Annotated in this window: 11 protein-coding genes and 1 riboswitch; of the genes, 9 read left to right on the top strand and 2 right to left on the bottom strand. The window is 64.2% G+C overall.

The window, feature by feature from the left end:
• Positions 1–331 precede the first annotated feature (331 nt).
• A complete protein-coding gene (locus BLV18_RS01645; RefSeq protein ID WP_090355793.1) occupies positions 332–1,789 on the bottom strand; it encodes a TolC family outer membrane protein in 1,458 nt (485 codons plus the stop codon).
• A 172-nt stretch (positions 1,790–1,961) separates the two neighbouring features.
• A riboswitch (TPP riboswitch) is annotated at positions 1,962–2,066 on the top strand.
• A gap of 150 nt (positions 2,067–2,216) precedes the next feature.
• Here BLV18_RS01645 and thiC point away from each other — a divergent pair.
• Entirely contained in the window at positions 2,217–4,121 is a 1,905-nt protein-coding gene (gene thiC, locus BLV18_RS01650) for a phosphomethylpyrimidine synthase ThiC (protein WP_090355796.1), read from the top strand.
• A gap of 155 nt (positions 4,122–4,276) precedes the next feature.
• Complete coding sequence (gene cytX, locus BLV18_RS01655) at positions 4,277–5,560, top strand: putative hydroxymethylpyrimidine transporter CytX (protein ID WP_090355800.1); 1,284 nt, start codon at positions 4,277–4,279, stop codon at positions 5,558–5,560.
• Here cytX and BLV18_RS01660 read toward each other — a convergent pair.
• Positions 5,529–6,275, bottom strand: a complete 747-nt coding sequence (locus tag BLV18_RS01660) for an RsiV family protein (RefSeq protein ID WP_049862070.1) — start codon at positions 6,273–6,275, stop codon at positions 5,529–5,531. The genes cytX and BLV18_RS01660 overlap by 32 nt on opposite strands.
• A 198-nt stretch (positions 6,276–6,473) precedes the next feature.
• Between BLV18_RS01660 and BLV18_RS01665 the strand changes: the two genes are divergently transcribed.
• From BLV18_RS01665 to BLV18_RS01695, 7 genes are all read left to right on the top strand, one after another.
• On the top strand, positions 6,474–7,091 hold the full coding sequence (locus BLV18_RS01665; RefSeq protein ID WP_049862069.1) for an NUDIX domain-containing protein: 618 nt from the start codon (positions 6,474–6,476) through the stop codon (positions 7,089–7,091).
• Positions 7,046–7,534, top strand: a complete 489-nt coding sequence (locus tag BLV18_RS01670) for a DUF1249 domain-containing protein (RefSeq protein WP_197979194.1) — start codon at positions 7,046–7,048, stop codon at positions 7,532–7,534. The genes BLV18_RS01665 and BLV18_RS01670 overlap by 46 nt, the downstream gene beginning before the upstream one ends.
• Positions 7,535–7,625: 91 nt before the next feature.
• Positions 7,626–8,441 (top strand): 3',5'-cyclic-AMP phosphodiesterase, encoded by an 816-nt coding sequence (gene cpdA, locus BLV18_RS01675; protein WP_090355802.1) that lies wholly within the window; start codon positions 7,626–7,628, stop codon positions 8,439–8,441.
• Between the two features lie 199 nt (positions 8,442–8,640).
• Positions 8,641–9,249 (top strand): YqiA/YcfP family alpha/beta fold hydrolase, encoded by a 609-nt coding sequence (locus BLV18_RS01680; protein ID WP_090355804.1) that lies wholly within the window; start codon positions 8,641–8,643, stop codon positions 9,247–9,249.
• 35 nt (positions 9,250–9,284) lie between these two features.
• Positions 9,285–11,189 carry a DNA topoisomerase IV subunit B gene (gene parE, locus BLV18_RS01685; protein ID WP_090355806.1) on the top strand — a complete coding sequence of 635 codons (1,905 nt, stop codon included), beginning with the start codon at positions 9,285–9,287 and terminating at the stop codon, positions 11,187–11,189.
• Positions 11,189–12,184, top strand: coding sequence for an esterase-like activity of phytase family protein (locus BLV18_RS01690; protein ID WP_425272637.1), 996 nt, complete (start codon positions 11,189–11,191; stop codon positions 12,182–12,184). Before parE ends, BLV18_RS01690 begins: the two co-directional genes overlap by 1 nt.
• Positions 12,181–12,705: a retropepsin-like aspartic protease family protein gene (locus tag BLV18_RS01695; protein ID WP_090355810.1), complete on the top strand. Its 525-nt coding sequence runs from the start codon at positions 12,181–12,183 to the stop codon at positions 12,703–12,705. Before BLV18_RS01690 ends, BLV18_RS01695 begins: the two co-directional genes overlap by 4 nt.

Here is a 12,705-nt window from a genome sequence, read left to right on the forward strand (position 1 = left end):
ACGTTGCGCAGGATGCGCCTAGATATAACAGGGACACGTAGGATTTCTGCCAGGACGGCGGACGGAAATGGATGTCATGGGAAACAGTCTGCAAAACCCCGCTTCGGCGGGGTTTTCTTTTTTCCGCTCCCGAATATTCCCCGCATCACCGCCGGACGCCGCACACCAGACACCCCGCATCGACGCCCGACGCTGCTTACACACCCCCTGTAGCAGCGGCGCAAGCCGCGTCACTGACGACGCGCTTCACCTGACACCCCGCATCACCTCCCGACGCGGCTCGCGCCGCTGCTACAGGGTTGCGCAAGCCGTTCAGCAGCGCCGCGTCAGGTCATGGTTTCGCTGGCGGCTTGAGCAGCGCTTCGGCGGCCTTGGCCAGGTCCGGTGGCAGGAAATCCTTGTCCGGGTTGTAGTCGGCCTTGAGGAAGCGCGTCAGGTCCTGCAGGTCCCCCGGGCTCAGGATACCTGCCGCCTGCTTGAGGCGCAGGTTGTCCAGAATGTAGTCGTAGCGGGTGTTGTTGTAGTCGCGCACCGAGCTGTACAACTGGCGCTGCGCGTCGAGCACGTCGACGATGTTGCGTGTCCCCACCTGATAGCCGATCTCGGTGGCCAGCACCGAGCTCTGGTTGGAAATGATCGACTGCTTGCGCGCCTGCACCTGCTCGACATCGGTATTGACCGCGCGGTGCAGGTTGCGCGTGTTCTCCACCACCTGCCGACGCAGGCTTTCGCGCTGCTGCTCGCTTTGCGTGAGCCGTGCGTAGGCTTCACGCACCTGCGAGCTGGTCAGCCCGCCGCTGTAGATCGGAATGTTCAACTGCACGCCGATGCTGCGCTGCGACACATCGCTGCCATAGCTGACGCCCGGCAGAGTCGATGGGTTGCTGAAACCCAGATTGTCGTTGTCGCCCTTCTGGTATTGCGCGACCGCATCCACCGTCGGCGCATGCCCGGCCTTGCGCTGGCGCAAGGTCTGCTCGGCGGCTTCCACGGCGTAGTTGCTGGCCAGCAGATCGAGGTTCTGCCGCGAAGCGGTATCGACCCAGGTACTGGCGTCATTGGGTATCGGCGCCAGCACGGGCAGAGTGTGAACGATGCCCTGGATCGAATTGTATTCGCGGTTGGTCAGCGTGATCAGCGCCTGGAAGGCGTCGTCCACCTGACGCTGGGCGATGATCCGGTTGGCCCGGGCAGTGTCGTAGCTGGCCTGGGACTGCAGGGTGTCGGTCTTGTCGGAAAGACCGACGTTGAAGCGCTCCTGGGACTGATCGAGCTGGCGCCGGAATGCATTCTCCTCGGCGCGCGCGGTGGCCAGGTTGTCCTGGGCGCGCAGTACAGAGAAGTAGGCCTGGGCACTTTGCAGAATCAGGTTCTGCTCGGTGGCCGACAACTGCACTGCAGCCTGCTCGTCGACCGCCTTGGCCGCCTTGAGCTGGAACCAGCGGTCGGCACGGAACAGCGGCTGGCTCAATTGCGCACGGTAGGAATTGCCGCTGCGGTTGTACACCGCCGAGGGCTGGTCCAGCGCCGTGCGGGTGTCGTTGATGTCGTAACCGGCCGACAGGTTGGGCAGCAAACCGGCGCGCGCCTGCGGCACGATTTCGCTTTGCGCGGCATAGTCGGCCCGCGAGGCGGCCAGGTCAGCGTTGTTCAATACCGCTTCCTGATAGACGCTGACCAGATCGGTCATGCTCGCCAACGGTGCCTGCTGCGCCAGGGCCAGGCCTGGGATGGCACCGGACACGGCCAGGGCGAGGGCCGTTGCCGAGGGAAATCTACTGCGCAGCATGGGGGCAATCCTTGGTCTGTAAGCTGGGTCTGGACATCAGCTGTGGAAAGAGGCTTGGGGCAGGGCGAGTGTAGAGCGCGGCGCGCCGCACAACAATCGGTCCGATGCAACGGCCACTATCAAGACCTGCAGGCGGGGTTGGCGTTCCGTGTGCAGGGCGTCTATGCTGTGCACGTTCTTGTCGGGGTGCCTTGCTATGAGGCTGAGATCGGATAATCCGGATCCCGTTGAACCTGATCAGGTTAACGCCTGCGTAGGGAACAAGATTTCTCGTCTTTGCGGCGAGTCCTCTTGTGCTTCGTCCGAGGTCTCGCGCATTTTCTGCACAGCATCTCGCGTACAAGCACAGCATCCGTTCACAGGGTGCATCCGTGCCTTTCAGGTTCGCTCCGACATTCCCTGCTGGATGCCGTCTGGAGAGCCTGTGATGAATACAAAAGCAAAAAACACCGTGCATTTGAGCGAATCGGCCCAAGTCGATTCAGGCTCCGTGCAGCCCTTCACCCGTTCGCGCAAGATCTACGTCCAGGGCTCGCGGGCAGACATCCGTGTGCCCATGCGTGAAATCAGCCTGGACGTCACTCCGACCGACTTTTCCACCGGCAACAGCAGCGGTGAGATCAACCCGCCGGTGACCGTCTACGACACCTCCGGCCCCTACACCGACCCCAATGTCGTCATCGACGTGCGCAAGGGCCTGGCCGACGTGCGTTCGGCCTGGATCGACGACCGTGGTGACACCGAACGGCTGCCCGGCCTGAGTTCTGACTTCGGCCAACAGCGCCTGAGCGACGACGAACTGACCAAACTGCGCTTCGCTCACGTGCGCAACCCGCGCCGGGCCAAGGCCGGCGCCAACGTCAGCCAGATGCACTACGCACGTCAGGGCATCATCACCGCCGAAATGGAATACGTCGCCATCCGCGAGAACATGAAGCTGGCCGAGGCCCGCGCTGCCGGCCTGCTCAAGGATCAGCACAAGGGCCACAGCTTCGGCGCCAGCATTCCCAAGGAGATCACCGCCGAGTTCGTGCGTGAAGAAATCGCCCGTGGCCGCGCGATCATTCCGGCCAACATCAACCACACCGAACTCGAACCGATGATCATCGGCCGCAACTTCCTGGTGAAGATCAACGGCAACATCGGCAACAGCGCCCTGGGTTCCTCCATCGAGGAGGAAGTGGCCAAGCTCACCTGGGGCATCCGCTGGGGCTCGGACACGGTGATGGACCTGTCCACCGGCAAGCACATCCACGAAACCCGCGAGTGGATCATCCGCAATTCGCCCGTGCCGATCGGTACCGTGCCCATCTATCAGGCCCTGGAAAAAGTCGGCGGCGTGGCCGAAGACCTGACCTGGGAGCTGTTCCGCGACACCCTCATCGAGCAGGCCGAGCAGGGCGTGGACTACTTCACCATCCATGCCGGGGTTCTGTTGCGCTACGTCCCGTTGACCGCCAAGCGGGTCACCGGCATCGTCAGCCGCGGCGGGTCGATCATGGCCAAGTGGTGCCTGGCGCACCACAAGGAAAACTTCCTCTACACGCACTTCGACGAGATCTGCGAAATCATGAAGGCCTACGACGTCAGCTTCTCCCTGGGCGACGGTCTGCGTCCGGGCTCGATCGCCGACGCCAACGACGAAGCTCAGTTCGGGGAGCTGGAAACCCTCGGCGAGCTGACCAAGATCGCCTGGAAGCACGACGTGCAGTGCATGATCGAAGGTCCGGGGCACGTGCCGATGCAACTGATCAAGGAGAACATGGACAAGCAGCTGGAATGCTGCGACGAAGCGCCGTTCTACACCCTCGGCCCGCTGACCACCGACATCGCGCCGGGTTACGACCACATCACCTCGGGCATCGGTGCAGCGATGATCGGCTGGTTCGGTTGCGCCATGCTTTGCTACGTGACGCCCAAGGAGCACCTGGGCCTGCCGAACAAGGATGACGTGAAGACCGGCATCATCACCTACAAGATCGCCGCGCACGCCGCCGACCTGGCCAAGGGGCACCCCGGCGCGCAGATCCGCGATAACGCCTTGAGCAAGGCGCGTTTCGAGTTCCGCTGGGAAGACCAGTTCAACCTCGGGCTGGACCCGGACACCGCGCGCGCCTACCACGACGAAACCCTGCCCAAGGACTCGGCCAAGGTCGCGCACTTCTGCTCGATGTGCGGGCCGAAGTTCTGTTCCATGAAGATCACTCAGGAAGTGCGCGAGTATGCGGCCAACCAGAAGATCGAGACCGTCGACCTGAGCGTGGAGGAAGGAATGCGCGAACAGGCCAAGCGCTTCAAGCAGGAAGGCAGCCAGCTGTACCAGAAAGTCTGATCAGGACCTTCAGTGGTGCGGCGTTCGCGGCCGATGACCGCTCCTGCGATTTCTCCGTGGGAGCGGTCATCGGCCGCGAAACCCGCACCGCGTCTGACCTGACACCCCACCAATGCTCCGACAACCCCTGACTCCTTCCCTTTCGAGCCCATCCATTGAAAACCTCCTACTCCCCCGATATCGCGGTCTCCACCGCCCAGCGCGTGCTGGGCGGACGTGATCTGTTCTCCCTGTGGTTTTCCCTGGGCGTCGGCCTCATGGTGCTGCAGACCGGCGCCTTGCTGGCGCCCGGCCTGGGCCTTGCCGGTGCGCTGGGCGCCATTTTTCTCGGGACCCTGGTGGGTGTGCTGCTGCTCGCCGGCGTCGGCGTGATCGGCAGCGACACCGGGTTGTCGGCCATGGCCGCCCTGCGCCTGACCCTGGGCCATGGTGCCGGCAGCGTGCCGGCGCTGCTCAACCTGCTGCAACTGATCGGCTGGGGCTCGTTCGAAATCATCGTCATGCGCGATGCGGCCAGCCTGCTGGGCACCCGGGCCTTCGGCGAAGGCAGCCTGGGCAGCAATCCGTGGTTGTGGACGCTGCTGTTCGGCGCGTTGGTCACGCTGCTGGCGGTCAGTGGACCGCTGACCTTCGTGCGCAAGGTGCTGCGCAAATGGGGCATCTGGTTGCTGCTGGCCGCCTGCCTTTGGCTGACCTGGAACCTCTTCGCCAAGGCTGACCTGGCAGCTCTGTGGAACACTGCGGGCGACGGCTCCATGGACCTGGCCACCGGCTTTGACATCGCGATTGCCATGCCCCTGTCGTGGCTGCCGCTGATTGCCGATTACTCGCGATTCGGCAAGCGCGCCCGCAACGTGTTCGGCGGCACCGCCGTGGGCTTCTTCATCGGCAATTTCTGGTTGATGAGCCTGGGCGTCGCCTACACCCTGGCGTTCGCGCCCAGTGGTGAAGTCAATGCACTGCTGTTGGCGCTGGCCGGTGCCGGCCTGGGCATACCGCTGCTGCTGATTCTGCTGGACGAGTCGGAGAACGCCTTTGCCGACATCCATTCGGCTGCGGTATCGACCAGCCTGTTGTCAGGCTTGAAGGTGGAGCACCTGGCCCTGGCCATCGGTATAACCTGCACGCTGATCGCCTGCCTGGCACCGCTGGCGCAGTACCAGAACTTCCTGCTGCTGATCGGCTCGGTCTTCGCGCCGCTGTTCGGCGTGGTCCTGATGGACCACTTCGTGCTGCGCAAACGCGCCATCCAGGTCGAGCCACGGGCTGTGCGCTGGAGCGCGCTGCTGGCGTGGCTGGGCGGTGTGTGTCTGTATCATCTGCTGGCCAATCTGTACCCACAGATCGGAGCAACCCTGCCAGCGCTGGTGGTGGCCGGGTTGCTGTACTACCTGATCGAGCGGGTGCTCAACCGCGCCCCGGGAACAGCTCGGGCTTGATCACGCCATTGAGGCGCGGATAGGCGATCTTCACTTCCGGGTGGCCCATGGCGTAGGGGGCGATGCTGTACACGTTGTACTTGAGCACCACGCCCCCATAGGTCAAGGCAATGTTCGGCGTCTGCTGGAAAGGCCACTGACGAATGAAGTCGGCATCCTTGTCCAGCTTGCTGGCGACCAGCCAGCCACGGTGGGCTTCTTCGGCAGCCTGCCAGAACGCGCGTTCCTGGCCCGGTACCAGCATGTCCTTCAGGGTCAGTTCGCGATGCTCGCGACGCGACCAGTTGATGAAGCCGCGCCCCGGCATGCCGTGGGCGCCACCGGTCATGACGTAGCTGGACAGCTCGACCACCACGATACCGTCATGCTGCTCGCGTACCTTGGCTTGCAGGTAGCTGCTGTAGCGCGGCTGGGCCTCGCGCATGAATTGATCTTCATAAGCCTTAAGGGTCGCCGGTACGCGCGCGTCGGGAGTATTGACGGTCATCTCGCGCAAGCGTTTGTCGATGGCTGCATCCAAACCGGGCTCGTCGGGAAAATGCACCACGTCGATGTTCACCAGTGGGCAGTCCTGATTGTCGCAGCCGGGCTTGATGTGCTCGAAAGCTTCGCGCTTGGTCTCCAGCGGCGCCCGGTAGTTGGTTTGGAAGACACTGGCGCAGGCACCCAGGGTCAAGGCGACGCAGGCCACGGAGGTGAACTTGAGAAACGACATGATGGTCCTTGGCGGATGATTGAATTGTCGTGCTTGGACTGCCGGTCGAACCGTCGGTTCGCACGTAGCGCAATCTTAATGCCTGCTCGCCCAACCGCCTATCCCGAGGCTTGCGGCTTACCTTCGAAGGGGGCTGCAATACGGTCGCATCGCGGTTAGGATGGCCCCATGCTGCATGCACGAGTACGAGGTTTTTCCATGCCAGATTCATCCCGATCCACCCCCAAGGCGGTCGAGATCGACAAGACCGAACGTTGCTTCCAGGGCTTCTACAGACTGGACAAGCTGTTCCTGCGCCACGAGCTGTTCAACGGTGGCATGAGCAAGCAGATCAGCCGCGAACTGTTCGTGCGCCACGACGCCGTGTGCGTGTTGCCCTACGATGCCGTTCGCGACGAAGTGGTCCTGATCGAGCAGTTCCGGGTCGGCGCGGTGGGCAAGGTCGACAACCCCTGGCTGATCGAAATGGTCGCCGGGTTGATCGACAAGGACGAGCAGCCCGAGGAAGTCGCCCATCGCGAAGCCGACGAGGAAGCGGGGCTGCAGATCGAAGCGCTGTGGCCAGTCACCAAGTACTTCCCGTCGCCCGGCGGCAGCGATGAATACGTGCATCTGTACCTGGGTCGCTGCAGCAGCGAAGGCGCGGGCGGCCTGCATGGCCTGGAGGAGGAGGGCGAGGACATCCGCGTCAAGGTCTGGGCGTTCGACGATGCCCTGCAGGCCGTGCGCGACGGTCGGATCATCAACGCGGCAGCGATCATCGCCATTCAATGGCTGGCGCTGAACCGCGACGAAGTCAGGGGGCTGTGGTCGTGAGTCCGTTGCGCGAGCGCTACCGCGTCGACCTGGTCGGCTTGCAGGCCGCCTGCGAGGCCAACTATGCGCGACTCATGCGATTGTTGCCGGACATGCGCAGCCAGCAGTTGTCACGCCGCATCGCCATGACCCAGGCCGACCAGATGCTCGGCGTGCTGACCCTCGAGGTGCTGCTGGCCTGTCCGTACACCACCACCCTGCGCGTGCGCCAGGAACACAGCCTGCCCTGGCTGCCGGTGCCGCAGATGGAAGTGCAGGTGTATCACGATGCGCGCATGGCCGAGGTCATCAGCGCCGAGCATGCCCGTCGTTTCCGCAGCGTCTATCCCTATCCCAACGAGGCCATGCACCAACCCGACGAAAAGGCCCAGCTCAACCTGTTTCTCGGCGAATGGCTCAGCCACTGCCTGGCCTGCGGCCACGAGTACGAAGCGGTACGCTGAGCGCCGACCGGCCCCTGGCGCTGGACCCTGCATTGCCCTCGTCATCCGGGCTGCGCATAATTCCTTGATCAACCCCTGCCTGGAGACGGCCTTGTCGAGCCCATCTGATCGCGCTGTCGATGCCCCGGTGCTGCTCGTGCAGCTGTCGGACAGCCACCTGGTGGCCGAAGCCGACGGAGCCATGTTCGGCTTGAATACCCGGCAGAGCCTGGCGCAGGTCGTCAGCCAGGTGCAAGCGGAACAGCCGCACATCGATTTGCTGGTCGCCACTGGCGACCTGTCTCAGGACGGCACGCTGGCTTCCTACCATGCGTTTGCCCAGGCCACAGCGGGAATTGCCGCGCCGATGCGCTGGCTGCCTGGCAATCACGACGAACCGGCGGTCATGCAGCAGGCCGCGCAGGGCACGCAGTGGCTGGAGCCGGTGGTGGACATCGGTGCCTGGCGAGTAACGCTGCTCGATTCCGCCATCGCAGGTTCGGCGGCGGGTCATCTGGCCGACGAGCAGTTGCAGCTGCTCGAACGGTCGCTTGCCGAGGCACCGCACAGGCATCACCTGGTGTGTCTGCACCATCATCCAGTGTCCATCGACAGCTCCTGGATGGAGCCCATTGGCTTGCGCAATCGGCATGCCCTGTTCGAACTGCTTGCCCGCTTTGCGCAAGTGCGGGGTGTGCTCTGGGGGCACGTGCATCAGGAGATCGACCGGCAGGCTCATGGCGTGCGCCTGTTGGCATCGCCCTCGACCTGCATCCAGTTTCTGCCGCGCAGCGAGGATTTCGCCCTGGATGACCGCGCCCCGGGCTACCGCTGGCTGCGTCTGATGCCGGATGGACAGATCGAAACCGGCGTCTCGCGCCTGGCGGACTTTAGCTTCACCCCGGATCTGGACGCGGCGGGTTATTGATTCAGGGGCGGTAGCGTGGCTTTCGCGGGCAGAGCCCGCTCTCACAGGGTTTCGTGCCAGGATTGTGGCTTGCCGGAGCGGAGCGGGCGGCGATCCTTCTGGTTACGAAGGCCGCACCGCCCATATACCGATGCACCAACACCCCAACAGCATCCCCGACAAGGTAAACTGCGCGCCATCTCTATGCCCGGAGGCCCCCATGCCCGGTTCGATCCTCTACATTCATGGTCTGAACAGCTCGCCGGATTCGCAGAAAGCCCGCCAATTGAGTGCGCTGATGCAACGCATCGGCCTGGCTGATCAACTGCGCGCGCCCGCCTTGCACCACCATCCGCGCCAGGCCATCGCCCAACTCGAAGCGGCACTGGCGCAGCTCGACGCACCCTTGCTGGTGGGAAGCTCGCTGGGCGGCTACTATGCGACACACCTGGCCCAGCGCTTTGGCCTCAAGGCAGTGCTGATCAACCCGGTGGTCAACCCGCACCACCTGTTCGATGGCTACCTGGGCGAACAGACCAACCATTACACTCGCGAGCGCTGGCAGCTGACCCACGACCATGTCACGGCACTGGCCGAGCTGGAAGTGCCGGCCCCCACGGACCGCGAGCGGCTCCAGGTGTGGCTGCAGACCGGCGACGAGACCCTCGACTATCGCCAGGCGGCGGCCTTCTACCAAGCCTGCAGCGTGCACATCGAAAACGGCGGCGACCACGGCTTCCAGGGCTTTGCGCAGAAGTTGCCAGCGCTGCTGGCATTCGCCGGCATCGACGCCGAGCGCCTGGATGGCATCGACCTTGCCCAGCTTTGACCACTCATTTCACGAACGACTGACGACGAGACCCCATGGCCAATCCCAGCGCTAGCTCCTATAACGCAGACGCCATCGAAGTCCTCTCGGGCCTCGACCCGGTGCGCAAGCGCCCGGGCATGTACACCGACACCAGTCGGCCCAACCACCTGGCCCAGGAAGTCATCGACAACAGTGTCGACGAAGCCCTGGCGGGCCACGCACGGTCGATCCAGGTCATCCTGCACGCCGATCACTCCCTGGAAGTGTCCGACGACGGCCGCGGCATGCCTGTGGACATCCACCCGGAGGAAGGCGTCAGCGGCGTCGAGCTGATCCTCACCAAGCTGCACGCCGGCGGCAAGTTCTCCAACAAGAACTACCAGTTCTCCGGCGGCCTGCACGGGGTCGGTATCTCCGTGGTCAACGCCCTGTCCAATCAGGTGCGGGTCAGGGTCAAGCGCGACGGCAACGAGTATCAGATGACCTTCGCCGATGGCTTCAAGGCCACCGACCTGGAAGTCATCGGTACGGTCGGCAAGCGCAACACCGGCACCAGCGTGTACTTCGCCCCGGACCCGAAATACTTCGATTCGCCCAAGTTTTCCGTCAGCCGCCTCAAGCATGTGCTCAAGGCCAAGGCGGTGCTCTGTCCCGGCCTGCTGGTCAGCTTCGAGGACAAGGGCAGCGGCGAGAAGGTCGAATGGCATTATGAAGACGGCCTGCGCTCGTACCTGATCGATGCGGTCACCGAGTTCGCCCGTCTGCCGGACGAGCCGTTCTGCGGCAGCCTGGCGGGCAACAAGGAAGCCGTGGACTGGGCGCTGCTGTGGTTGCCTGAAGGCGGCGACAGCGTTCAGGAAAGCTACGTCAACCTGATTCCGACGGCCCAGGGCGGTACCCACGTCAACGGCCTGCGCCAGGGCCTGCTCGATGCCATGCGCGAATTCTGCGAGTTCCGCAACCTGCTGCCGCGCGGGCTGAAGCTGGCGCCTGAAGACATCTGGGAGCGTATCGCCTTCGTCCTGTCGATGAAGATGCAGGATGCGCAGTTCTCCGGTCAGACCAAGGAGCGGTTGTCCTCGCGCGAGGCGGCAGCGTTCGTGTCCGGCGTGGTCAAGGACGCCTTCAGCCTGTGGCTCAACGCGCATCCTGAATTGGGCATGCAGCTGGCCGAGCTGGCGATCAGCAACGCCGGCCGCCGCCTCAAGGCGAGCAAGAAAGTCGAGCGCAAGCGCATCACCCAAGGCCCGGCATTGCCCGGCAAGCTGGCCGACTGCGCCGGCCAGGACCCGGCCCGCTCCGAGCTGTTCCTGGTCGAGGGTGACTCGGCAGGTGGCTCGGCCAAACAGGCACGGGACAAGGAGTTCCAGGCGATCCTGCCGTTGCGCGGCAAGATCCTAAACACTTGGGAAGTGGACGGCAGCGAGGTCCTGGCCAGCCAGGAAGTGCACAACATCGCCGTGGCCATCGGGGTCGATCCCGGTGCCGCCGATATCAGCCAGCTGCGCTACGGCAAGGTGTGCATCCTCGCCGACGCCGACTCCGACGGCCTGCACATCGCAACTTTGCTTTGTGCGCTGTTCGTTCAGCACTTCCGGCCCCTAGTGGACGCCGGCCATGTCTACGTCGCCATGCCGCCGCTGTACCGCATCGACCTGGGTAAGGAGATCTTCTACGCCCTGGACGAAGCCGAGCGCGATGGCATCCTCGACCGCCTGGTGGCCGAAAAGAAACGCGGCAAGCTGCAGGTCACGCGCTTCAAGGGTCTGGGGGAGATGAACCCACCGCAGCTGCGCGAAACCACCATGGACCCCAACACCCGCCGCCTGGTGCAACTGACCCTGGACGACTTCGCCGGCACTACCGAGATCATGGACATGCTGCTGGCCAAGAAACGTGCGGGCGACCGCAAGGCGTGGCTCGAGTCCAAGGGCAATCTGGCCGAGGTGCTGGCTTGATCGCAGCGCTGCTGACAGCCCTGTTCGCCCTGGCCGTGCCGACGCTGGCCGAGGCGTCGGCGCAGCCCGCTGTGCCCGAGTTGACCTTGATTGGCGAGCATGCGGTCGATGGCATGCCCACGGGCAATCTGTCCGGTCTGGCGCTGTGCGGCAAGGCGTTGTGGGCCGTGTCCGACCGTGAAGACGGGACGGTCTATCGACTCGATACCTCGACGCCCACCTGGCAGGCCAGGGCGGTGACGTTCAAGGCACCACCGGTCCCCCCCAGCGGGCTGCCTGCCCGTCTGCGCATGAGCAGCTGGGCCGCGTCTTTCGTGCGCGGCGGCGATCTGGATTTCGAAGGCATCGGCTGTGATGCCCAAGGCAACCAATACCTGGTCAGCGAAGCCCATGTCGCAGTCTTGCAGATTCCCGTGTCAGGCGAGCCGAAGTGGTTGCCCCTGGATCCGACCCTGGTCAGTCAGGCGCGCGCCAGCAACCTGCTGTTGCACTTCAACGCCCTGTTCGAAGGGCTGACCGTCAACCCGGCCGGCGACCGCTTGTGGCTGGCCGCCGAACGTCAGCAGCGCGGTCTGTTGGCGGTTCGCAAGCGGCCGGTAAGCTGGAGCTGCGAGGGGCGTTGCGTGCTGCTCGCCGAAGGCGGTGCGGAAACGCTGCCGGTGCAGGTGCCTCGCACCAGGACCATGCCGCGCGACTTCGCTGACCTGGCCTACTTCGACGGCAAGCTGTTCACCCTGGAACGCAATGCCTACCGCATCTGCCGCCGAGACGCCGATACGGCGAAGCGGGAACGTTGCTGGTCGTTCGCCGCCGAAGCCCTGTTGCCCGCGCGCCGCTATGATGCGCCCTACGGCCTGACCGAAGCGCTGAGCTTGGACGCCGACGGCGCCTGGGTCGGCACTGACAACAACCAATGGGCCCGCGCCGATGGCGAACGCCGTCCGGTGGTCTGGCGCTTCGCAGCCCCGGCCGGTGGCTGGAGTGCGGCACCATGAGCCAGGCGGTACCCGGCAAGCGGGCGGGCAAACTGCTGATGCTGCTGGCCTGGGCCGCGGCGTTGTACCTGGCCACGCAGTTCTTCGGCGACTGGGAACAGCGTCGGGAAAATCCCAATGCCGTGCCGGTGTCCCAGCACGGCGACGGCTATGTGGAAGTGCAGCTGGCCGGCAATGGCCAAGGACACTTCGTCAGTGGCGGCTTCATCAACGGCCAGCCGGTGCAGTTCATGCTCGACACCGGCGCCACCGATGTGGCGATGCCCGAAGCCGTGGCGCGCAAGCTTGAATTGGCGCGCGGGGCACCGGTGCTGCTCACCACCGCCAATGGCAAGACCCAAGGCTATCGCACCGAGATCGCCAGCCTGCAATTGGGCGACATTCGCCTGAGCAATGTCCGCGCCCTTGTAGTGCCGGGCTTCGAAGGCAACCAGGTGCTGCTGGGCATGAGCGCTCTGAAACAACTTGAATTCACTCAGCGCGGCGGCAACTTGTTGCTGCGCCAGACCACGAAACGATGA

This window comes from Pseudomonas coleopterorum, from assembly GCF_900105555.1.
Taxonomy (GTDB): domain Bacteria; phylum Pseudomonadota; class Gammaproteobacteria; order Pseudomonadales; family Pseudomonadaceae; genus Aquipseudomonas; species Aquipseudomonas coleopterorum.

Bases quoted from the DNA above. Each gene is read 5' to 3' on its own strand.
- BLV18_RS01665 (WP_049862069.1), top strand. From the start codon at position 6,474: ATGCCAGATTCATCCCGATCCACCCCCAAGGCGGTCGAGATCGACAAG.
- parE (WP_090355806.1), top strand. From the start codon at position 9,285: ATGGCCAATCCCAGCGCTAGCTCCTATAACGCAGACGCCATCGAAGTC.
- BLV18_RS01680 (WP_090355804.1), top strand. From the start codon at position 8,641: ATGCCCGGTTCGATCCTCTACATTCATGGTCTGAACAGCTCGCCGGAT.
- thiC (WP_090355796.1), top strand. From the start codon at position 2,217: ATGAATACAAAAGCAAAAAACACCGTGCATTTGAGCGAATCGGCCCAA.
- BLV18_RS01660 (WP_049862070.1), bottom strand. From the start codon at position 6,275: ATGTCGTTTCTCAAGTTCACCTCCGTGGCCTGCGTCGCCTTGACCCTG.
- BLV18_RS01670 (WP_197979194.1), top strand. From the start codon at position 7,046: ATGGCTGGCGCTGAACCGCGACGAAGTCAGGGGGCTGTGGTCGTGAGT.
- BLV18_RS01695 (WP_090355810.1), top strand. From the start codon at position 12,181: ATGAGCCAGGCGGTACCCGGCAAGCGGGCGGGCAAACTGCTGATGCTG.
- BLV18_RS01645 (WP_090355793.1), bottom strand. From the start codon at position 1,789: ATGCTGCGCAGTAGATTTCCCTCGGCAACGGCCCTCGCCCTGGCCGTG.